Origin of the sequence: uncultured Anaerofustis sp. (assembly GCF_938029165.1) — a bacterium.
GTDB lineage: Bacteria > Bacillota > Clostridia > Eubacteriales > Anaerofustaceae > Anaerofustis.
On the sequence record NZ_CALHFB010000039.1, the window covers coordinates 322440 to 344505 of the forward strand.

Annotated in this window: 22 protein-coding genes; 8 read left to right on the top strand and 14 right to left on the bottom strand. The window is 31.2% G+C overall.

Going from position 1 to position 22066, the window contains the following annotated elements:
- Positions 1 to 26 precede the first annotated feature (26 nt).
- From Q0516_RS06305 to Q0516_RS06345, 9 genes are all read right to left on the bottom strand, one after another.
- Positions 27 to 1397 carry an MATE family efflux transporter gene (locus tag Q0516_RS06305; protein WP_294464515.1) on the bottom strand — a complete coding sequence of 457 codons (1371 nt, stop codon included), beginning with the start codon at positions 1395 to 1397 and terminating at the stop codon, positions 27 to 29.
- Between the two features lie 146 nt (positions 1398 to 1543).
- Entirely contained in the window at positions 1544 to 2509 is a 966-nt protein-coding gene (locus tag Q0516_RS06310) for an NAD(P)H-dependent glycerol-3-phosphate dehydrogenase (RefSeq protein WP_294464518.1), read from the bottom strand.
- Positions 2510 to 2607: 98 nt separating this feature from the next.
- Positions 2608 to 3309, bottom strand: a complete 702-nt coding sequence (gene sigK, locus Q0516_RS06315) for an RNA polymerase sporulation sigma factor SigK (RefSeq protein ID WP_257479709.1) — start codon at positions 3307 to 3309, stop codon at positions 2608 to 2610.
- 76 nt (positions 3310 to 3385) lie between these two features.
- A complete protein-coding gene (locus Q0516_RS06320) occupies positions 3386 to 4630 on the bottom strand; it encodes a hypothetical protein (RefSeq protein WP_294464527.1) in 1245 nt (414 codons plus the stop codon).
- A 105-nt stretch (positions 4631 to 4735) separates the two neighbouring features.
- Positions 4736 to 5215 (bottom strand): DNA-deoxyinosine glycosylase, encoded by a 480-nt coding sequence (locus Q0516_RS06325; protein WP_294464532.1) that lies wholly within the window; start codon positions 5213 to 5215, stop codon positions 4736 to 4738.
- 9 nt (positions 5216 to 5224) lie between these two features.
- Positions 5225 to 5605, bottom strand: coding sequence for an HsmA family protein (locus Q0516_RS06330; RefSeq protein ID WP_294464534.1), 381 nt, complete (start codon positions 5603 to 5605; stop codon positions 5225 to 5227).
- A 41-nt stretch (positions 5606 to 5646) separates the two neighbouring features.
- On the bottom strand, positions 5647 to 6492 hold the full coding sequence (locus tag Q0516_RS06335) for an aldo/keto reductase (protein WP_294464539.1): 846 nt from the start codon (positions 6490 to 6492) through the stop codon (positions 5647 to 5649).
- Between the two features lie 57 nt (positions 6493 to 6549).
- Positions 6550 to 7236 (bottom strand): hypothetical protein, encoded by a 687-nt coding sequence (locus Q0516_RS06340; protein ID WP_294464542.1) that lies wholly within the window; start codon positions 7234 to 7236, stop codon positions 6550 to 6552.
- A gap of 134 nt (positions 7237 to 7370) precedes the next feature.
- On the bottom strand, positions 7371 to 7574 hold the full coding sequence (locus tag Q0516_RS06345; RefSeq protein WP_257479703.1) for a helix-turn-helix transcriptional regulator: 204 nt from the start codon (positions 7572 to 7574) through the stop codon (positions 7371 to 7373).
- Between the two features lie 357 nt (positions 7575 to 7931).
- Between Q0516_RS06345 and Q0516_RS06350 the strand changes: the two genes are divergently transcribed.
- The 4 genes from Q0516_RS06350 to Q0516_RS06365 all read left to right on the top strand — a co-directional run bounded on the left by Q0516_RS06350 (position 7932) and on the right by Q0516_RS06365 (position 12673).
- Entirely contained in the window at positions 7932 to 9848 is a 1917-nt protein-coding gene (locus tag Q0516_RS06350; protein ID WP_294464548.1) for an aconitate hydratase, read from the top strand.
- A gap of 300 nt (positions 9849 to 10148) precedes the next feature.
- Positions 10149 to 11168, top strand: a complete 1020-nt coding sequence (locus Q0516_RS06355; RefSeq protein WP_294464551.1) for an ATP-binding cassette domain-containing protein — start codon at positions 10149 to 10151, stop codon at positions 11166 to 11168.
- Position 11169: 1 nt separating this feature from the next.
- Entirely contained in the window at positions 11170 to 11829 is a 660-nt protein-coding gene (locus Q0516_RS06360; RefSeq protein ID WP_257479701.1) for a methionine ABC transporter permease, read from the top strand.
- Positions 11830 to 11857: 28 nt separating this feature from the next.
- A complete protein-coding gene (locus Q0516_RS06365) occupies positions 11858 to 12673 on the top strand; it encodes a MetQ/NlpA family ABC transporter substrate-binding protein (protein WP_257479700.1) in 816 nt (271 codons plus the stop codon).
- 182 nt (positions 12674 to 12855) lie between these two features.
- Here Q0516_RS06365 and thiC read toward each other — a convergent pair whose 3' ends face one another.
- From thiC to Q0516_RS06385, 4 genes are all read right to left on the bottom strand, one after another.
- The gene (thiC, locus tag Q0516_RS06370) at positions 12856 to 14163 is read right to left on the bottom strand and encodes a phosphomethylpyrimidine synthase ThiC (RefSeq protein ID WP_294464566.1); all 1308 of its coding nucleotides are present in this window, start codon (positions 14161 to 14163) and stop codon (positions 12856 to 12858) included.
- Positions 14164 to 14559: 396 nt separating this feature from the next.
- Positions 14560 to 14922: a hypothetical protein gene (locus tag Q0516_RS06375; RefSeq protein ID WP_294464568.1), complete on the bottom strand. Its 363-nt coding sequence runs from the start codon at positions 14920 to 14922 to the stop codon at positions 14560 to 14562.
- An 83-nt stretch (positions 14923 to 15005) separates the two neighbouring features.
- Entirely contained in the window at positions 15006 to 15377 is a 372-nt protein-coding gene (locus tag Q0516_RS06380; protein ID WP_294464573.1) for a PH domain-containing protein, read from the bottom strand.
- Between the two features lie 102 nt (positions 15378 to 15479).
- Positions 15480 to 16337, bottom strand: coding sequence for a putative manganese transporter (locus tag Q0516_RS06385; protein ID WP_294464575.1), 858 nt, complete (start codon positions 16335 to 16337; stop codon positions 15480 to 15482).
- Positions 16338 to 16542: 205 nt separating this feature from the next.
- On the opposite strand from Q0516_RS06385, the gene nadA reads away from it, so the two are divergent.
- The 4 genes from nadA to Q0516_RS06405 are packed head-to-tail and all read left to right on the top strand — an operon-like array spanning position 16543 to position 20128.
- Complete coding sequence (nadA, locus tag Q0516_RS06390; RefSeq protein WP_365945333.1) at positions 16543 to 17457, top strand: quinolinate synthase NadA; 915 nt, start codon at positions 16543 to 16545, stop codon at positions 17455 to 17457.
- Positions 17458 to 17472: 15 nt separating this feature from the next.
- Entirely contained in the window at positions 17473 to 18780 is a 1308-nt protein-coding gene (locus Q0516_RS06395; protein ID WP_257479694.1) for an L-aspartate oxidase, read from the top strand.
- Positions 18752 to 19606, top strand: a complete 855-nt coding sequence (gene nadC / locus Q0516_RS06400; RefSeq protein WP_294464581.1) for a carboxylating nicotinate-nucleotide diphosphorylase — start codon at positions 18752 to 18754, stop codon at positions 19604 to 19606. Before Q0516_RS06395 ends, nadC begins: the two co-directional genes overlap by 29 nt.
- A gap of 12 nt (positions 19607 to 19618) precedes the next feature.
- The gene (locus tag Q0516_RS06405) at positions 19619 to 20128 is read left to right on the top strand and encodes a transcription repressor NadR (RefSeq protein ID WP_294464583.1); all 510 of its coding nucleotides are present in this window, start codon (positions 19619 to 19621) and stop codon (positions 20126 to 20128) included.
- A 25-nt stretch (positions 20129 to 20153) separates the two neighbouring features.
- Here the strand turns inward: Q0516_RS06405 and Q0516_RS06410 are convergent, their stop codons facing one another.
- The gene (locus Q0516_RS06410; RefSeq protein ID WP_294464584.1) at positions 20154 to 21959 is read right to left on the bottom strand and encodes an FUSC family protein; all 1806 of its coding nucleotides are present in this window, start codon (positions 21957 to 21959) and stop codon (positions 20154 to 20156) included.
- Between the last annotated feature and the right edge of the window lie 107 nt (positions 21960 to 22066).

Below are 22066 nucleotides of genomic sequence, written 5' to 3' on the forward strand. Positions count from 1 at the left end.
GGAAAATTTAGTAAAAATGATATATTTTATTCTTTAATTTCTCTTAATGTTTTTCTGACCTCGATTATAAATAATATGACAGTCACACTTACAGCTATTATATCTGTTATGGGCTGTGCTAAAAATACACCTAAAACATTATTTGTGATTAGTTTTGGCAATATCAGTATTAGTGGTATCAAAAGTACTAGCTTTCTGAATATAGCAAGGAAAAGAGAAACCTTAGCATTAGAGAGAGCAACAAAAGTTTGCTGACATGATATTTGGATTCCTATCAAGAACATAACAGCCATATAAATCTTTATCGACCACTGCGTATATGCTATCAGTGCAGCATCCGAAGTGAACAAGCTAATCAAAACCGTAGGTAAAAACATCGTTAAACACCAAAGGATAAGGGAATAAAACGTACATATCACGATTTGAAATAAAAATGCTTTCTTGACCCTATCGGATTTTCCCGCTCCGTAGTTAAAGCTTATCACAGGCTGTGCACCTTGAGTAAAACCTTGTATAGGCATAGTATAGAACTGTAATATAATATTTAAAATGGTCATCGAACCGACAGCTATATCTCCGCCGTACTTAAGCAGCGAAGAATTAAAAATAATAGCTATAGCACTTTCCGTTACCTGCATGACAAAAGGCGACAATCCAAGAAGAAGACAAGGAAGATATATTTTTAAATCAATCTTTAAGTTTTCTTTTTTTATTTTTATATAACTTTTTTTGCTGTTTAAAAAATATAACACCCAAAGAGCAGATAAAAACTGTGAAGTAACAGTAGCAAGGGTAGCTCCCTTTACACCCATATCAAGAGCAAATATAAAAATAGGGTCTAAAATCATATTTAAAATTGCCCCTATTAAAATGCTTATCATTCCGGTGATAGCAAAGCCCTGTGCCATAATGAATGTATTAAGTCCTATAGCGATTTGAATAAATACAATCCCCAAGGAATAAACCCTTAAATAAGATAATGCATATTCAATGGTAGCCGTGCTTGCACCAAAAAGGAATAATAGCCTTTCACCAAACAGTAAAATAACTATAGTCAGAATGATACCTGAAATAATTGTACCGATAGTACAGCTCCCGAGAATTTTTTCAGCACTGTCTTTATCTTTTTTACCAAGCATTATAGCTGCTCTGGGAGCACCTCCCATTGACGTAAGAGCCGCAAAAGCATACACCAATATAAGTATGGGAAAACAAACACCGACTCCGGTAAGTGCAAGAGTACCTACATTTTCTATATGTCCTATAAACATCCTATTGATGATATTGTAAAGCACACTAACGATTTGTGCGATTATTGCCGGGATAGCAAGAGTAAAAATAAGTTTCCCTATATTCCCGCTGCCTAAATCTATTTTATTTTCATTATTTTTTTTCAATATATATACCTCATTATTATTAATAAATTTAAATTGAATCTTTTACTATTTTTAGCAATATGAAAACTTAATATTTACATAATAAAGAAATATATAATTTTTATTTACAATAAAAAAACGCCTAACCGCTAGACGTTTAATTTATTTTAATAAAATTCTTTTTTAACGCTTCTTAAAAACATATCTTTAAGCATTTTATGAGGACTTAATTCACCTTTAAGAACTGCATTGACTCCTTTTATTATAGGCATTTCAACATTATAATCATCACTTAACTTTACAATAGCTTCGGCTGTAGTTACACCTTCGGCAAGATAATCATCACGCAAAGTCCCCCTTACAAAATTTTCACCATATCTTCTGTTATTGGAAAATTCACTGAATAGTGTAGCCTCATAATCTCCCAAATGACAAAGTCCATAGGCGGTTATCTCATCTCCGCCCATTGCTTTTATCAGTCTTGAAACTTCTCTCGCACCCCTTGCCATCAATGCGCCTTTTAAAGATGAATATCCGACGGCATCAAGCATACCCGCAGCAATTCCGATAACATTTTTAGCTGCCGCACCAAGCTCATCACCTATCAAATCTTCACCTATATAAAGTCTTATCAAATCGCTGGAGAATGTTTTTACGACATCATCGGTAACATTTTTATCATCGCTGTCTATAACCATACAGTTAGGGATCCTCTTCACAAAACTTTGAACATGTCCCGGACCTACCCAAATGGCTAAATTCACTTTATTTCCGAGTATTTCCCTAAAAACCTCAGTTAGCCTTTTTCCTGTTGCTACCTCAATACCTTTCATACAAAGGATAAAAGTCTTATCTTTATAATTTGACCTTTTTATATCTTCACAAAGATTTCTTAAATGCTGTGATGAAATTGAAATTATTATATAATCACTTTTTTCTATCGTTCCAATTAAATCATTCGTAAGCTTGGTAGTCTCGCTCAAATATAAATATTTATTTTTTCTTGTATGTTTAAGTTCTTCTAAATTTTTAGAACCGCTTCTTCCCCATATAGTTACGTCGTAACCTATCTTATCGCTGTACCATCCAAGAAAAGTCCCCCAGCGCCCGCATCCTAAAATCGATACTTTCATATTGATACCTCTTTTACTGATTTCTATATTATGATTTTACCCTTTTATATAATAATTCACAACCTTTTAACTTTTATTTTTTATCATATCAACGATTTTTAATACTTCTTTTTAAATGAAATTGCTATCTTTTCTATAGCTTTTTTTTCAATCCTTGAAACGTAAGACCTTGATATATCATACAAATTTGCGATTTCTCTTTGTGTATAACTTCGCTTTCCTTTTAATCCGTACCTAAGATATAGTATTTCTTTTTCTCTGTCTTCAAGCACTTCATCCATTATCTTATAAAGGAATTCGCTTTCTACTTTTAAATTTACTTTGCTGTTAACATCGTCTTCATCGGTAGCTAAAATATCAAGTAGAGATATATTGTTCCCTTCTTCATCAAAGCTGATATAATCTTCCAAGAATACATTGGAAGCAGTCTTTGTTTCACTTCTTAGTGCCATTAGTATTTCATTATCTATACATCTCGCCCCATAAGTCGCAAATTTAGTTCCTTTGTTGTAATCAAAAGAATTTATCCCTTTGATAAGACCGATGATCCCTATAGAAATGAGATCTTCCTTTGAAATATTCGAAGAAGAATATTTTTTGCTTACATGAGCAACCAACCTAAGATTATGATTTATAAGCATTTCTTTAGCATGCATATCATTTTCTTCTTTGAACTTTATAAAATATTTCGTTTCATCTTCTTTTTTTAGTGGTTTTGGAAAAGATTCGCTGGCTGAGAAATAGCCTAAGAATACTAATACTCTCTGCAATAAATCCAAAATCCCTAGAAAACCTAACATAAAATCACCCCCATAAAATATATGAGGGTGAGTAAAAAATCTTGCTTGTACTTATTTAATTAAACTTTTTAAATTTTTATAAATCAAATAACACTTTTATAGCTCCTAATATATTCGATTTAGATAATCCAATCCTCCTAAGTTGTATATCGTATATCATAATCTCCAATACTTCTATAGCATATAATATATTTTTTATTTCATCATAATCATTTAGTGTTTGTACACTATGTATATCAGATAAAAAACTGTCAAGAGAAAATTCTTTATGGTATTTACTAAAAATACTATCAATCAAAGCCGATAATGTATCATTAGAATGCTCTATATGATATTTTATCTTCTTAACAAAAATCATATTTTGTATATTTTTATTATTGTATAATTTATCAAATTCTATGTCCAACCCCTCGATAATATATGCAAGTTTTTCTATTCTTCGCATATCCCTATCATGTCCGTTCTCGGGTATATGTTTTAAATATAAATCATTATTAGAAATAAGTTCCAATATTTTACCGATGTGTCCGTTTATATACCTTATTCTTATGCTGGGATATAATTCTACCTTTTGATTAAAATTGTAGTTATGAGTATTGAACTTTGGAAATACCATTTCGCCAATCATATCATAATCTTCATCTTTATCATTCTTTTTCATTAAAGCTATCTCTTTTATATTTATATCCCTTCGGTAAAATAAAAAGGATAAAAAATCTCTTATAATTTTATCAAGAGCCACTAGAAATCTCGAATTTTGAATAGTATCAAAATATAAATCAAAAGCAGGATATACTGCAAGTGGATATTTATAGTAAATATCTCTTACTACATGAAAAGAACAGCTTATCTTAATTCCTTTATAATTAAAAACTTCATTCACGGATTTTACTTTTCTAAAATCTAAAAGACTTATATTACCGTCTTCTTTCTCATCCAGAAACTTTAAATACTCAACAAAATTCAGATAATTCATTTTGGCTATTCTTATTGAAATACCGTCATATCCGGTTTGTTTATTTTTAAGTGTAATAAAATAATCAATTTTGATTTTTATTATATTATTATTTTCATTTGAAATAATCACTCTTGGTTTAAAAATTATAGTATCCCTGTTACCTTTGACTTCACCTATTATAAACAAACTGACCAAACAATTATTCCCGATGTTACAATAAGTATTAAAATAAAAGTCAGGTTTCCCATTATGAGCCAAAGTCAATTTTAAAATTGAATCCTCATAAACAAAATTATAATCTTGTTCGTTATATTTTGCATTCCCCTTAATCATAGTTACACATTCACCCTTCATTTCTGACATTTTTCTCATTATATAACCAGAATCATAAGTCGTCAATGATATATTCAAAGAAACATAAACATTTTCATGCTACTTTAGGCGATTTAGCAGCAGATTTTCTTGTATTTACAATTTATCTTGGATAATATTCCAATCATTGATCAACATTTCCAGTGAATACCTTGCATTTGCAGGGCTTGTAGACGGAAGCTTTATAATATTCATATTCAAATCCTTATTATACTTTTTAAACAAATTATAAGCAGTTCCTCCATTTAAAAATATAGTTTTTATATTCGTCTCTTTTAAAATCGCTGATAAATCATTTGGAATCACATTTTTGATTGAACTGTCACTTGAACCTTCTATGTCACACGAAGCAATTACATCCCACACCGCTATATTATTATTTATTAACATTTTTCTTTTATCTTCTATTGTACCGGGAAGCTTTGTATTTGTAATACTGCTTATTACTTTCCAAAATCTGTTTTGCGGATGCCCATAAAAAAATTGAGTTTCTCTTGACTTAACAGATGGAAATGATCCAAGGATCAATATTTTTGAATTTTTATCGTAAACAGGTTTAATATTATGATATTCCATACGAAACTCCTATATATTCATTCCCATAAACATACCTATAAAATAAGGTATAAGCCATATAAGCCATACAACTATACTGAATTTATGAAAATTTTTCTGCATTTCTTCATTGTTTTTCCTAAGGACTATAATAGCCCATATAGCATGGAATAACATAAGAAGTATTGCTATCAGACCGGTTATGCCATGAATACCAAAGCTGCTGCTGTTTGCTTTTGCAATAAAAGACATGATAGTCGTTCCCGTAGTATCACATACAAGTCCCAGAAGGAAAAAAATAACATGAATTGGTTTTAATATCTTTGCTTTCCTCTCAGAAAAAACTCCGACAGTATAAAATACTAATGCGAGAGTTATTGTTATAATAGCTAAAATAAGTTTAAATTGCATGACATTCTCCTTGTAAATAATAATTTATTAAAAGTAAATACTTAATCAAAATATACTCTTTCTCTGTCGGGATGTTCACCTGACCACCCGATTTGAGGAAGGCACATCAATTCATATTCGTCTTCTTTAGAAATTTCAAAATCAAAAACATCCATATTTTCTTTCATTCTTTCTATTGACGAAGACTTTGGAAGAGGCTGAACACCCAGCTGTAAAATAAATCTTATACAAATTTGAGCTACGGATTTATTATATTTCTTTGAAAACTCGATAAGTCTTTCTTCTTTTAATACCCTTGCCCTTCCTATGGGCGACCAGGCTTGAGGTAAGATATCATTATCTTTTAGAAAATCAATGGCAGCCTTTTGAATATATCCGGGATGTATTTCAAGCTGATCGACCATTGGCTTGATATCACAGTTATCAAGAATATTGATCAAATGATGAGGCAGGAAATTACTGACGCCGATGGATTTTACCCTTCCGTCTTTATAAAGAGTTTCTAAAGCTTTCCAAGTTTCGATATCTATTCTCTTCCAGTCTTGATTTTTCAAATTATCTTTTGGCCAATGGATAAGAAACATATCCAGATAATCCGTTCCCAAATTTTTAAGCGATATTTCAAATGATTTAATAGTATTGTCATATCCCATTTCAGTCTTCCAAACTTTTGATGATAAAAATAAATCATCTCTTTTGACACTTGACCTAGCAATTGCTTCTTTGATCAATTCTTCATTATTGTAAAAAGCTGCGGTATCAAAATGCCTATATCCGGCTTCAATAGCATCCAATAATGTCGGAACATAATCCCCGTTACCCGCCTTGTATGTTCCAAAACCTATTTTATCTATGTATATACCATTATTTAATTTATACTTTTCCATACTTTACTCCAATATTTTTTATTAATTATACTCTTTTATTTTTAAAATACCTAATACTTAATAACATTTTTTACAAGGAGTATATCCCGTAGATTTAGCTTTTTTTATAGTGACTTTGTTGGGTTTTCTCATATGACTGCAGTACTTGTTTGAGTGATATTTGCTTCCTGTACGAGAAATATAGACATAAGTTATTTTATTAGAATTCTTTTTTAATTTTTGTTTTTTCTTTTTTAAGGCTTGTGCTCTTTTATCAATCACTCTAACTGTTATAACATTGCTTTTAACACCGCTTTCGCTATCTGTTATATATAGATCTGACTTTCCCTCCTTAAAAGATTTTACTATTATTTTTCCGTCTTCCTTATTTATTTTTATTACACTTTTATCGGCAGAAATATATTCTAAATTATTTATGTTTGCATCATCCGGGAAAACTTCAATATCTATAGCTTGAATAGAATTAATATCCATATTATAACTTTTACATGAGATATTAATTTTCTCAGGTCTAACAGGATTTGAAGGAACAAAAATAAAAGATAAAAATGAAATAAAGAAAATAATAAATCCAATTATAAGAACTTTTTTCTTCTCATTCTTATCGCTGTCAATTTTTTTATTATAGATGAATAAAACTAATAATAATGGTACCCACAAATATCTAAATAAAATTACGGATAAAATCATTAATAGTAAACTTCCTATTAAATATAAAAAACCTTTTTGCTTTATCTCTTCCATATCATTATCCTTAATTTTTATTTGGTTTATTATGACATATAGAAAAAATCCATGTCAAGCTATAATAAATAAAACACTATATATCAAACAAAAACCATTGTACTAAATAAAAAACTCCTTAAATAAGGAGCTTTTTACTTGTCATCTTTAATAAATAAAGTATTCATATCACAATCGAAAGCATTCAATAATCTGTCAATCATATCAAATGATATTTTAGTAGTTTCATTCTTTACCAATTTATTCACAGTGTCATAATTACTGTTAATTGTTTTAACAAGCCAATATTTACTCCTATCGTTCTTTTCCAGCAGATACTTTAAATTTAAATAAACCATACTAATCACTTTCCTTTGTTTTATATTTATATTAACTATTCTATACAAAACTCATTTAAAATATAAGTACTTTATAGATGATACAGTTATAAATGATATAGTTATGGTTGACTTATTTTTTTATCTTTGATATACTAAACTTGCAACAAATCAATCTTTTCAAACATAATTTGCTATAAGTGAGTCGCTAAAAGGAACTTCCGAAACCGGATGTTCTTTTTAGATTATAACAAATTTATACAAAAAACAAATTATTTGCATAATTATTCTTTTTAATAATTATATATTCTATATTTATTGAAAATTCTAAACTTTTCTGATAGTATTATCTAAATGAAAATATAAGGAGATAAGTATATGAAAAAAACACTTACTTATAAGATATTAGAAAATCATCTTGTCAGCGGTGAAATGACAGCGGGAGAAGGGATTGCCATTAAAATCGATAATACACTGACTCAAGATTCAACGGGAACTATGGCTTATTTACAATATGAAGCCATAAGTGAAGATAAAGTAAAAACAAAGAGATCTGTTGCATATATCGATCACAATATGCTTCAAACCGGTCCTGAAAACATGGATGACCATATTTACATACAAACAGTTACGGATAAAATAGGAGTTATATACTCTCGTCCGGGAAACGGGATTTGTCATAGACTAAACTTGGAGAGATTTTCCATGCCAGGCGAAACGTTACTCGGTTCGGATTCTCATACCCCTACATGCGGAGGCGTCGGTATGATTGCTATAGGAGCAGGCGGACTTGACATTGCGGCAGCAATGGCAGGAAGTGAATATTACCTTACTATGCCTAAAGTCGTAGGTGTAAAACTAACAGGTAAACTCGGTAACGGCGTAAGTGCAAAAGACGTTATTTTGGAAGTACTCAGAAGACTTTCCGTAAAAGGCGGAGTAGGCAAAGTAATTGAGTATTACGGAGAAGGGGTTAAATCATTAACTGTTTCACAAAGAGGTTCCATCACAAACATGGGTGCCGAATTGGGCGCAACAACATCTATATTCCCTTCTGACAGCGAAACTTTAAAATTTTTTAAAGCACAAGGAAGAGAAGATGACTTTAAGGAACTAAGAGCAGACGAAGGATGTATATATGATGAAGATCTTGAAATCAACCTAAGCGAGTTAAAACCTCTTGCAGCATGTCCTCATTCTCCCGATAATGTAAAAGACGTAAAAGAACTTGAAGGAACAAAGATCACTCAAGTATCGATAGGAAGCTGTACGAATTCTTCATATGAAGATTTGATGACAGCAGCTAAAATATTAAAAGGAAATACTATCGCAGACAATGTATCTCTCACTATAGCACCGGGTTCAAGACAAGTTCTTGACATGCTCTCAAGGGACGGAGGTCTTTCCGATTTAATAAATGCCGGAGCCAGGATACTGGAATGCGGATGCGGTCCGTGTATAGGTATGGGTCAAAGTCCAAACTCAGGCGGAGTATCACTTAGAACATTCAACAGAAACTTCAAGGGCAGAAGCGGGACTGTAGACGCAAATGTATATTTGGTCTCTCCCGAAGTAGCTGCATATTCTGCAATAAAAGGCGAAATAGCCGATCCTTACGGAAAAATTGATTTTGTCGTTGAAGAACCAAATGAATATATAATCAATGACAATATGTTCATTATGCCTAAACCTGATAAAAACAAAGTAAGCGTAAAAGGACCGAACATTAAGCCTTTCCCTAAAGCAAGTGTGATATATAATAATTTTGATTTAAAAGTCGTAACAAAACTTGAAGACAATATAACAACAGATGATATCATGCCTTCAAACGCAAAACTGCTTCCTTTCAGATCTAACATAGAATACTTAAGTGAATTTTGTTTAAGACCTGTAGACGAAAATTTCTCTAAAAAAGCAAAAGCAGAAGAAAAAGGTTCAATAATAGTTGCAGGCGATAACTACGGACAAGGTTCAAGCAGAGAACATGCGGCACTTGCACCTTTATATCTCGGAGCAAAAGTCGTTATAACAAAATCTTTTGCGAGGATTCATAAAAATAATCTGATCAATAACGGTATCGTTCCATTAACATTTACTGATGAAGCAGATTATGATAATATAGATATTGACGACATATTAAGTGCAAAAGATATGCTCAAACAACTTGACGGAGACGAGATAATCGTGAAAAACGAAACAAAGAATAAAGAATATAAATTAAAATTAGAAGTTTCTGACAGAGAAAGAATGTTACTTAAAAACGGCGGATTAATAAATTATCTCAAAAACAAATAAATTTTTATAAATTTAAAAGCTTTCATTATAATGAAAGCTTTTTTTATTTAATCAATAAGAAATACCATAAAAGATATATAACTTTTAGCTATATCAAGATATAAAGAAATAGAATTAACGAATAATGAAAATATATGATATACTAAAAAAAATCAATTTCAAATAAAAAGTTTTTTGTTTGTTGATTTATAGATATTTAAACGTCTACGGAATAAATAATCAGTTAAAAAAATTATAAACTTATGCTATAATATTAGTTAACGTTTAAAAATTAATAAGAAAATGAGGAATGATGCTGTTATGGATTTAAATAATGAGAATTATCCGATTATAAAAATTGAAAACTTATATAAAACTTTTTATTCCAAAGACGGAGAAGTAAACGCTCTCAAGGATATAAATCTTGAAATAAATAAGGGAGAGATTTATGGGATAATAGGTATGAGCGGTGCAGGTAAAAGTACTCTTGTCAGATGTATAAACTATCTGGAAAAACCTACAAAGGGAAGAGTCCTTATTTCAAATAAAGATCTATCAAAACTAAACGACAAAGAGCTTAGAGATGTAAGGCATTCAATAGGAATGATATTCCAGCAGTTTAACCTTCTTATGCAGGAAACCGTGATCAAGAATGTAATGTTCCCTCTTGAAATAATAGGCACTAAAAAAGAAGAAGCACAGAAAAGGGCATTGGAACTATTAAATATAGTAGGACTTACGGAAAAGGCAAATGCATATCCCGCACAGTTAAGCGGAGGGCAGAAACAAAGAGTGGCAATAGCGAGAGCACTCGCATCAAATCCAAGCGTACTGCTTTGTGATGAAGCTACATCGGCTCTTGACCCTAATACCACATCTTCGATACTGGAACTTCTTAAAGATATAAATCAAAAACTTGGGATAACTATAGTGATAATCACTCATGAAATGAGTGTTGTTGAAGAAATATGTACTCACGTTGCGGTAATCGAAAATTCAAGGATTACAGAAACAGGAACGGTTGAAGATATATTTACTCATCCTAAGAGTAACTGGGCTAGAAACACAATAAATCCTGACAGTAAAAACATGAGCCCCGATATAAAGACAAATTCTCTTAGAATAGTATTCGACGGAAGCACGACCCATGAACCTATAATATCAAATATGATATTGGATCTAGGTGTAAAAGTTTCTATCCTTTACGCTAATGTCAAAGATATTGAGGGAAAAGCATTGGGACAGTTAGTCATAGAAATCCCAAAGGATAAAGAAGACAGAGAAAAAGTAATGAATTATTTAAATGAAAAAAATCTTGTAGTAGAAAGGGTGGAGGAATAATATGTTAACTGGTTCAGAATGGCAAATGGTTGGTGTAGGAATACTCCAAACTTTATATATGACTATAGTATCAACGGTTATTGCTTACATAATAGGGTTACCTATGGGGGTATTACTGGTAACAAGCGCTAAGGACGGGATAAAGGAGAATAAAATACTATTTAAGGTGCTTGATATACTAACAAATGTTTTAAGAAGCGTTCCGTTCCTTATATTACTTGTTTTGGTCATTCCACTTACAAGATTAATAGTAGGCACAACAATAGGTTCAACTGCTACTATCGTCCCGCTGGTAATAGGCGCAGCTCCTTTTATAGCAAGGATGGTTGAATCATCACTTAAGGAGGTCGATAGAGGGGTCATTGAAGCCTCGCTTTCCATGGGCGCATCTCCTTATCAAATAGTAAGTAAAGTTATGATTACGGAATCAATGCCGTCACTCATGGTTGGGTTCGCGATTTCAATAACAACAATTCTAGGGTATTCAGCCCTTGCCGGTTTTGTCGGAGGCGGAGGTCTCGGTGATATAGCAATAAGATACGGATATTACAGATATCAATCAAATATAATGATTGTCACGGTAATATTACTGGTTTTAATCGTTCAAATTCTTCAGGCAATAGGAACAAAGATTGCGGCGAAGATTGATAAAAGAATATAATAAAAATACATATGAGGAGAAAAAAATTATGAAAAAAGTATTAGCAGTATTATTAAGCGGTATTTTAGCCGTAGGTTTACTTTCAGGCTGCGGAAGCAGCAGTTCTGACGACAAAGTTATTAAAGTTGGTGCAACGGCAGTACCTCATGCGGAAATTTTAAATGCGGTAAAAGAAGATTTACAAAAAGATGGTTATACATTGGAAGTTACGGAATTTACAGATTATGTACAGCCTAACAAAGTTGTTGATGACGGAACATTAGATGCAAACTTCTTCCAACATAAACCATACATGGATTCATTCAATGAAGAACAGGGAACAAAGCTTGTATCTGTAGGAACAGTTCACTATGAACCTCTTGGGATTTACGCAGGTAAATCAAAAGACATCAAAAACATTCCTGATAAAGCAACTATAGCAGTTCCTAATGATACAACAAATGAAGCAAGAGCCCTACTCCTTCTTGAAAAAAATGGTATTATTACACTAAAAAAAGGTGCGGGTCTAAATGCTACAGCAAAGGATATTGAAAAAAATCCTAAGAATGTAAAAATTCAAGAACTCGAAGCAGCACAAATTCCAAAGAGTTTACAAGACGTAGATTTTGCAGTCATCAACGGTAACTATGCTATGGAAGCAGGATTAAGCGTTAAGAAAGATGCTCTTGCAATCGAAACTGCTGACAGTGAAGCAGCTAAAACATATGCAAATATCATCTGTGTAAAAGAAGGAAATGAAAATACGGATAAGACAAAAGAATTATTAAAAGTACTTCAATCAGACAACGTAAAGAAATTTATCGACGGTAAATACGAAGGAAGCGTAGTTTCAATATTTGAATAAAATAAAAATAAAAAAAGGCAGTTTTAAACTGTCTTTTTTATTTCTTGATTATTAAACCGAGGATGACGATAGCCGTTATTTCAAAAATTTTGAATAAGAATTTTTTAAATAATTAAACTATGTATCCCCCACAGCTTTAACGGAGATTTTTGATACTTTTTATCTCTAAAAAGTTCGGAGTTTTATTCATCAAAAATACTAACTATTTTCCCATCTAAAATTCTATTGGTGTTTTTCAACGCACAGAAGTTACCGCACATTGAGCATGTATCCTCTTTTTCAGGCTTTGCTTCTTCTCTGTATCTCCTTGCTTTTTGTGGATCGATACAAAGTTCAAACATCTTTTCCCAGTCAAGTTCTTTCCTTGCCAAACTCATTTCATTATCCCAGTTACCTGCTCCATCTATACCCTTTGCAATATCCGCAGCATGTGCGGCAATTTTAGTTGCTATAATACCTTCTTTTACATCATCTAAGTTAGGAAGCCTTAAATGCTCTGCAGGAGTAACATAACAAAGGAAAGACGCTCCGTACGTAGCAGCAATCGCACCTCCGATAGCTGAAGTTATGTGATCATATCCCGGAGCAACATCTGTCACTATTGGACCAAGCACATAAAAAGGAGCACCGTAACATAGTGTTTTTTGAATTTCCATATTAGCGGCAATTTGGTTTATAGGCATATGTCCGGGACCTTCAATCATTACCTGCACGTCTTTTTCCCATGCTCTTTTTGTAAGCTCGCCCAAAGTGATCAATTCTTCGATTTGAGAAGCATCCGTACCGTCAGCAATGGAACCCGGACGACAGGCGTCACCTAAACTCATTGTTATATCGTATTCTCTGCAAATATCCAGTACTTCATCATAATATTCATAAAATGGATTCTCCTCCCCAGTCATTTCCATCCATGCAAATATAATTGAACCTCCTCGGGAAACAATATTTGTAAGTCTTTTATTTTTCTTGAATTTTTTAACAGTTTCTTTATTAATCCCGCAGTGAATAGTCATAAAGTCAACACCGTCTTCAGCATGCATTCTTACAATATCCAGCCATTCTTTTGCTGTTATCTTCATAAGCGCTTTATGATAATACACTACCGCATCATAGATCGGAACGGTACCTATCATGGCAGGACATTCACTTGTAAGACGTTTCCTGAATTTTCTCGTATCTCCGTAAGAAGATAGATCCATTATTGACTCTGCACCCATTTTTACTGCATTATTAACTTTTTCTATTTCCATATCCATATCTTTAAAGTCTCTGGACACACCCAGGTTTACATTTATTTTTGTTTTTAACATCGAACCGAGACCGTTAGGCTCAATATTTTTATGAAGCTTATTACAAGGAATGATTATCTTTCCTTCGGACATAAGTTTCATTAGTTTACTTATTTCCATATTTTCCTTATTAGCAACTATTTCCATTTCTTTTGTAACAATACCTTTTCTGGCAGCATTCATCTGTGTCGTATAATTCATATCAGTTCTCCTTAATTTTTTCAAATAAAAAAGCTTATCCTCTGGATAAGCTTTAGAACTAACATATTATTTCGCTTACATATCATGGCATTATCCATACGAGGTTATAGGGTCAAAATTCGTTCGTATTTTTTCTCAGCCTACGCGTAAGCTCCCCTGCTTTTTTAATTGTATTAAAATATTAGCATTTAATTTATTTTTTGTCAAATAGAAAATTCTTTTCAAGTTTAGTATAAAGTCTAAATTTATCATTTCCCGGGAAATCGTGTAATAAAATATAATAAACTAATTACTTTATTAAAATACAAATTCAAATAATATTCCTGTCAAACAAATATTACAAGTCATATATTAAAATATATGTAATAAATACTTACTATTACAATATAATATTAATTATATAATAAAGAAATGATACATTAAAATCCCTATAATAATCCCGGAAATTAAACTTATAAAACATAGAGAAATAGTTTTGTTCTTAATTTTTCTTTTATCTAACTTAGCTTTTTGAATATAAATATCTTTATCTGTAAAATAATTTTTACCTAAATCAGTCAATTCAATATTTATTGGATAATCTTCCATATTGTCTATTTTTATAAGTCCGTTATCTTCCAAAGATTTTAGAGTATTAATTATATCTTTGTTATTGTCTATCTTTTCTTTAAAATATCCAAATGTAGTTTCATTTGGGACATTCAAAATATGACTTATATCTTTAAGCAGTTTTTCTTCGTTTTCTTTTAAAATATTCATTTTAACACCTTAATATAAAATATACTGAATTATATCATTTATCGACTTATATAACAAATTAAAAAAGAGCTTTTAAAGCTCTTTTATCTAAGTATAGCAGTAGCAATAAGTCTATCCAATTTTCTTATATCAATTCCTTTTTTAAGATTAACTTTAATATGACCTATTTTAGTCCAAAGCTCTACTTCCGCATTAAAATCCAACATCCCACCTGCGTTCTCCGTACTCCACATTTCTATTGAAGAATAAGGAAGAGAATATATTTCTATTTTTTTTCCTTTAAGTCCTTGTGCATCTCTTACAATCAATCTCTTAGTCGTAAATATTGCACTGTCTCTTATTGTTTTATATGCTGCGACAGCTTTCTCCCCATTGACCAATAAATCATTTACATCATCGGGAATAGGACACTCCGATGCAAATGTCCAGACTAAAACTTCATTAACTTCCGGCATTTCAATTTCCTCCATAAATTATATTAAATTATTTATACTATTATATCATACCTTATCGTATTTTGAAGAAAAAAGATTCCGGAATAAATACTCATTATTTTATCATATACCAAATCCTAAAATCTCCAGTGCTATACCACAAAAGATACTTATAAAATAAAGAATGGAAACTATTTTTATGTTTTCCAATTTATCCTTATTAACTTTAAATAAAACAAGGAGCCCTACCCCGGCACTAGATAACAGTCCTGACATCATTGCCCCAAAACATATCGCTCCTTTTAAATACAAGTCTGTTATCACTACAGAAGCAGCACAGTTTGGTATAAGTCCAACCAGTCCTGCAAGAAGTGAGCCAATGATTGGAGTATTGAATATGAAATTAGATAAATTATCCTCTCCTATAAAAGCAATGATTATATTTAATACAAATGAAATTATAAATATAAACACAAAAATATTTAATGTATGTTTTATAGCCGACATAATAAAACTTTCGCTTTCACTGCAGTCATCATGCATATGATTATCGGTTTCTCCCATATGCATTTTTCCATTTAAGGAACGCTTTCTAAAAATCAAATCCAAAACGATACCAAAGATTATACCAATAAACATCTTTAATAAGAGAACTTTAAGTATCATTGATATTGGTGCATTATTGGAGATCATTATGGGAAGCATTTCGTCGGAAGTAGATAAAAATATGGAAATCAAAGTCCCCAGCGTAACAATTCTTCCTGCATAAAAATTCGCAGCAGCAGTAGAAAATCCGCACTGAGGCACTATTCCAAAAATTCCTCCGAGTATAGGTCCCAGTATTCCCGCATGTTCAATTATATGTACAAGCTTATCGCTTGTTTTATGTTCGATATATTCAAGAACTATATATGTTATAAGTAAAAATGGAAATATTTTTATGCTGTCCATAAAAGCATCAACAAAAGAATCCCAAAACATAACAAACCTCCATAATTATTACTATATTATACATTATTCAAAGATTTTTTAAAGATATAACACGAAGTAATTATAAAATAATCCTTTTATCTAAAAATAAAGTATTTTGCTATCAAATAAAAATTATTTATTTTCACTATTTTTTACACCTGTCTTGTCAGATGTTAACTTTAGTGGTATAATTGATTGCAAATTCTTTAAGGAGATGAATATGAACGATTTAGCAAATAAAATAGAAATACTAAAAAAAGAAAAGGACGCAGTAATACTTGCTCATTATTATGTGGAAGATGAAGTCCAGGAAGTTGCTGATTATGTGGGAGACTCTTTCTACTTAGCGAGGATAGCTACAAAGGTAAAAGAAAAAACTATAGTATTCTGCGGAGTTTCTTTTATGGGAGAAAGCGCAAAAATACTTAACCCCGAAAAAACAGTTTTGATGCCCGATGAAACAGCAGACTGCCCTATGGCACATATGGCTGCTATAGAAAAGATAGAACAAATAAAGAATGAAACTGAAGATGTAGCTGTAGTTTGTTATGTAAATTCAAGTGCGGCTCTTAAATCACACAGTGATGTATGTGTGACTTCTTCAAACGCCCTAAAAATAGTTAAAAATTTACCAAATAAAAATATTTTCTTTATACCAGATGAAAATTTGGGAAGATATGTAGCAAAAAAAGTTCCTGAAAAGAATTTTATATTTAACGACGGATACTGTCCTATACATAAGGAAATGACAAAAGATAATTTAATTAAAACAAAAGAAACTTATCCAAATGCAGAGGTTCTCATACATCCGGAATGTACTGAAGATGTACTCGAGATTGCTGATTACATAGGAAGCACTGCGGGGATAATAGACTATGCAACAAAAAGCGATAAAGATGAATTCATAATCGTAACCGAGCTTGGCGTTCTATATGAACTTAAAAACAAAAATCCTAACAAGAAATTTTATAATTTAGGCTGCGGACAATGCTGTCCCGACATGAAAAAGATAACACTTGAAAAAGTTTTAAACTCTCTGACAAACAATGAATCAAAAGTAGAGCTTGATGAAGAACTTAGAAAAAAGGCATATAAACCACTTAAAAAAATGCTTGAGTTAGGAAAATAAATTAAGGATAAAAAAATGGAACTGAAAACTGATATTATAATCGTCGGAACAGGTGCCGCGGGTTTATTTTCTGCATTAAATCTGCCATTAGACAAAAATATAATAATTATAACAAAAGATAAGGCTGAAAACAGCGACTCTTTTTTAGCTCAAGGCGGAATATGTGTTCTTAAAAATAAAGACGATTATAAAAATTATTTTGATGACACCCTAAAAGCCGGACATTATGAGAATGACAAAAAGTCTGTAGAAATAATGATAAACTCTTCAAAAGAGATAATCGAAGATTTGGAAAAATATGATGTCAAATTCAAAAAGGATAACGGAAAATATGTATACACAAGAGAAGGAGCTCATTCTTCTCCAAGGATACTCTTTCATAAAGATATAACAGGTAAAGAAATCACTTCTAAACTTTTAAATGAAGCAAAAAAAAGGAATAATATAAAAATCATCGAGCAATTTACCATGGTCGATATAATAAATAAAAATAATAAATGCTATGGAATAATCGGTAGAGATAAAAAAGGCTCTATAATTCCAATTAAAGCCGATTACACGATATTTGCATGCGGTGGTATAGGAGGACTTTTCGACAACTCGACGAATTTCCCTCATATAACGGCAGACGGAGTAGCCATTGCAATAAATAACAACATAGAACTAAAGAATATCGACTACATACAAATCCATCCCACTACCTTATATTCAAAGAAGACCGGCAGAAGATTTTTGATTTCCGAATCGGTAAGAGGAGAAGGGGCGGTTTTATTAAATAAGGATATGAAAAGATTTGCAGATGAGCTGCTCCCAAGAGATATACTGACAAAAAAAATATTGGAACAGATGAAAAAAGATAACATGCCTTATGTGTGGCTTTCCATGAAACCAATAGCTAATAAAGATATTAAAAGTCATTTTCCCAATATCTATGAACACTGCTTGAAAGAGGGATATGATGTAACAAAAGAGTGTATCCCTGTAGTACCTTCCCAGCATTATTTTATGGGCGGGATAAAAGTGGATTACAATTCCAAGACTTCGATGGAAAATTTATATGCCGTCGGGGAAACCAGCTGCAACGGCGTTCACGGTAAAAACAGACTTGCAAGCAATTCATTACTAGAAAGTTTGGTATTCGCCAAAAGAGCGGCAAAGGATATAACAAGAGAAAATAAAAAATCGGAAGATATAAAATTAAACATCGATTTAAGTAATTATAATGATTATAACAAATTACAAGAGTCATATAGAAAAATCGTACTTGGCGAAATCGAAAGGAATAAGAAAGAGTATGAACAATCAAATCACAATGAAGCTTAATATGGATAAACTGATATTACAGGCAATTGAAGAAGATATAACCAGTGAAGATATAACCACAAATGCAGTAATGAGAGAAAGTAAAACGGGAGAGGTTGACTTAATATGTAAAGAAGACGGGATAATAGCAGGTTTGGAAGTATTTAAAAGGACCTTTGAACTTCTTGATGAAAATACAAAAGTAGAATTTTATGTAAAAGACGGAGATAAAGTAAAGAACAAAGATTTAATGGGAAAAGTGACAGGAGATATAAGGGTACTTTTATCGGGAGAAAGGACCGCACTTAATTACCTCCAAAGAATGAGCGGTATAGCAACATACACAAGTAAGGTAGCAAGCCTATTAGAGGGTAGCAAGACAAAACTTCTCGACACAAGAAAAACAACACCTAACATGAGGATATTTGAAAAATACGCAGTTAAAGTTGGAGGAGGATATAATCACAGATATAATCTTTCTGACGGGATTTTACTTAAAGATAACCATATAGGTGCTGCGGGCGGAGTAAAAAAAGCTATTGAAATGGCTAAGGAATATGCTCCTTTTGTTAGAAAAGTAGAAGTGGAAGTGGAAAACTTGAATATGTTGAAGGAAGCATTAGATGCAGGTGCAGATATAATCATGCTCGATAATATGACCAAAGAAGATATGATCGAAGCCGTTAAATTATGTAAAGGCAAAGCAGTGACGGAATGCTCGGGAAATGTAACTAAAGAAAATATAAAACAGCTTACAGACATAGGAGTAGACTATATCTCAAGCGGGGCACTTACTCATTCCGCAAAAATTTTGGATATATCACTTAAAAATCTTCATGCAGTATAAAGGGAAAAATATATGAATGCAGAAAGCAGAAGAAAAGAAATATTAAATTTAATAAGATATAACTTAGAACCTATCTCGGGAACCACTTTAGCAAAAAAAATGGGTGTAAGCAGACAGGTAATAGTTCAGGATATCGCACTGCTAAGAGCACAGAACAATGACATAATCTCAACAAACAAAGGATATGTACTCACATCGGATAACAAATGCAGCAGGGTTTTCAAAGTATATCACAGAGATGATGAAATCATTGATGAACTTAATACAATAGTAGATCTGGGTGCCAAAGTCATAGACGTGTTTGTAAAACATAAAGTTTATGGACGGCTCAGCGCTAATCTATCTGTTGCATCAAGAAGAGACGTAATGAATTTTATGGATAATATAAACAAAGGAAAATCAAAACCTCTTAAAAATACTACATCCAATTATCATTATCATACAGTCGAAGCCGACAATGAAGAGATTTTAGATTTGGTCGAAAAAGCTTTAAAAGAAAAAAATTATTTAGTTGAAAAATAAAAAGAACTTATCATTAAGTTCTTTTTTATATATCTACAGTTTTGTATATAGTATTTAGTCTATTTATATTTTTTATATAAACTTCGGTAAAGTATTTAATATTCTCGTCATTAAATAAAAAATTTTCTTTTATAAAATCATCTGATATAGGTAACTTATTTATATCAAAGTGAGTAAAATAATCAGCCAGTCTAAATAAATTTTCCATATCATCATATTCTATACTTTTAGTTTGAATCATCCATAATATCTGTTCTAGTTCCGATAGCATTCTCCAGTGAATAGTAAGTATACTCATATAATTTTCATTCTTCTCTTTATCTTCTATACTTTTTATATAATCCTCCGAACTATTATAAATCATGTGAAAATAATTTAGATAATCCTGAAATATACTATTATCTATATGTGCAAGCAAACTTTTATAAATAAGCTCCCAGCCCATAAGTTGTATATCCTTCAATGTATTAAAATTAAGTTTAAATTGATATTCTTTTTTACTTGGAAATAAAAGACTATTTATTATCATAACTAAGAAAATTGCAATAAATAAATACAATAATCTCATGCCTATTGCAGTTGTATTATTCATACTCAAAGAAGCCATGGAAAGCGCATAAACTGTTGAAAAAATAGGCTGATACCAAGTTCCGGGAGTCATAGAATACATAATTGAAAGCATGATAAATGATAACATAAAAACTCCTATCACACCGGGAATAATAGGATATATAAAATAGACGATGATACAGCCGATCACTGTTCCGATCGGTCTTGTAAACATTCTTTTATTTGATTCTTCATAACTTGGCTGAAGGAGAAGCAGTGCATTCAAAGGTATCCAATATAGATGGCTTATATCAAACACTTTACATATACTTAATGTTAAAGTCATAACAAATATGAGCCTTACAGCATATCTTACTTCAAAAGATTTATAGCTAATTTTTTTATTTAACTTTTTTAAATATATACTGACATTAGAAGTCAATGGATGTTTTATTTTGTCTCTATTTTCAATAGTAACGTTCTTTAAAATCAAAATAATCATATAAAGAAAACTGTTATAAAAAGTCTTTATTCTTTCATCTTTAAATTTACCTGTTTCAATCAGATTTTTAGCCTCTGAGATTAAAACTGAATTATCACCTTCTCCTATCTTAATTTTTACATTACTTAAAAATATCGATAAAGAGTCCATACATAACATACATTCAAATTTATCTATATAATTTCCGCTATTTAAATCAGAGCAAAGATATGTGCTTCTTTGAAATAAAATAGCTATCATATAATCTATTTTAACTTTATTTGTAGTCTTTCCTACCCTACTTTTCTTAAAGTAAGCACTTTGCTGATAAGAAGTTGAGTAACTAAAAAGTTCATCACCGACTTTTTTATATTCACTGCTGTTAATCAAAAGAAGTTTACTGGATAATACAGAGAAACCTTCCTGTAAATTTTTTATTTGAGAGTATTCTTTTTTATTGAAAAAAGAACATAACAACAAGAAAATTATTAGAAATATATCACATATTATCATAACAAAAAATTCATAAGAAAAATTTGCAATACCTAAAGGTTTAAGCTGTGCAAAAACAAAAGTCATCGCATATCCAAAGGCACCTTTTGGATTAAATTGAGATGACTGTAAAACAACTAAAATAAAAAGCGCAAATATATTTAAAAATATACAAAGAAATATATTATATGAAGCAATTATACCAAGAAAACATAGTAAAGCTTCTAAAACGAATAACTTAAATAATTCATATATTGATAAGTTTTTATTGTTTTTAACTTTAAAAACCGTTGTAAATGCGGACACCATTATAGCGTATCCGGCTCCGAAAAACGAAACAATTAATATAAAAAGAATTATAAAGAAAAAAATTGTCGGAAGCTGGGCTACGTAATTTCGAGGGAAATTTTTGATAT

Coding starts and splice junctions, on each gene's coding strand:
- Q0516_RS06310 (WP_294464518.1), bottom strand. CDS start 2,509: ATGAAAGTATCGATTTTAGGATGCGGGCGCTGGGGGACTTTTCTTGGA.
- sigK (WP_257479709.1), bottom strand. CDS start 3,309: ATGTTAGGTTTTCTAGGGATTTTGGATTTATTGCAGAGAGTATTAGTA.
- Q0516_RS06320 (WP_294464527.1), bottom strand. CDS start 4,630: ATGTCAGAAATGAAGGGTGAATGTGTAACTATGATTAAGGGGAATGCA.
- Q0516_RS06325 (WP_294464532.1), bottom strand. CDS start 5,215: ATGGAATATCATAATATTAAACCTGTTTACGATAAAAATTCAAAAATA.
- Q0516_RS06330 (WP_294464534.1), bottom strand. CDS start 5,605: ATGCAATTTAAACTTATTTTAGCTATTATAACAATAACTCTCGCATTA.
- Q0516_RS06335 (WP_294464539.1), bottom strand. CDS start 6,492: ATGGAAAAGTATAAATTAAATAATGGTATATACATAGATAAAATAGGT.
- Q0516_RS06340 (WP_294464542.1), bottom strand. CDS start 7,236: ATGGAAGAGATAAAGCAAAAAGGTTTTTTATATTTAATAGGAAGTTTA.
- Q0516_RS06345 (WP_257479703.1), bottom strand. CDS start 7,574: ATGGTTTATTTAAATTTAAAGTATCTGCTGGAAAAGAACGATAGGAGT.
- Q0516_RS06350 (WP_294464548.1), top strand. CDS start 7,932: ATGAAAAAAACACTTACTTATAAGATATTAGAAAATCATCTTGTCAGC.
- Q0516_RS06355 (WP_294464551.1), top strand. CDS start 10,149: ATGGATTTAAATAATGAGAATTATCCGATTATAAAAATTGAAAACTTA.
- Q0516_RS06360 (WP_257479701.1), top strand. CDS start 11,170: ATGTTAACTGGTTCAGAATGGCAAATGGTTGGTGTAGGAATACTCCAA.
- Q0516_RS06365 (WP_257479700.1), top strand. CDS start 11,858: ATGAAAAAAGTATTAGCAGTATTATTAAGCGGTATTTTAGCCGTAGGT.
- thiC (WP_294464566.1), bottom strand. CDS start 14,163: ATGAATTATACGACACAGATGAATGCTGCCAGAAAAGGTATTGTTACA.
- Q0516_RS06375 (WP_294464568.1), bottom strand. CDS start 14,922: ATGAATATTTTAAAAGAAAACGAAGAAAAACTGCTTAAAGATATAAGT.
- Q0516_RS06380 (WP_294464573.1), bottom strand. CDS start 15,377: ATGCCGGAAGTTAATGAAGTTTTAGTCTGGACATTTGCATCGGAGTGT.
- Q0516_RS06385 (WP_294464575.1), bottom strand. CDS start 16,337: ATGTTTTGGGATTCTTTTGTTGATGCTTTTATGGACAGCATAAAAATA.
- nadA (WP_365945333.1), top strand. CDS start 16,543: ATGAATATGAACGATTTAGCAAATAAAATAGAAATACTAAAAAAAGAA.
- Q0516_RS06395 (WP_257479694.1), top strand. CDS start 17,473: ATGGAACTGAAAACTGATATTATAATCGTCGGAACAGGTGCCGCGGGT.
- nadC (WP_294464581.1), top strand. CDS start 18,752: ATGAACAATCAAATCACAATGAAGCTTAATATGGATAAACTGATATTA.
- Q0516_RS06405 (WP_294464583.1), top strand. CDS start 19,619: ATGAATGCAGAAAGCAGAAGAAAAGAAATATTAAATTTAATAAGATAT.
- Q0516_RS06410 (WP_294464584.1), bottom strand. CDS start 21,959: ATGGTGTCCGCATTTACAACGGTTTTTAAAGTTAAAAACAATAAAAAC.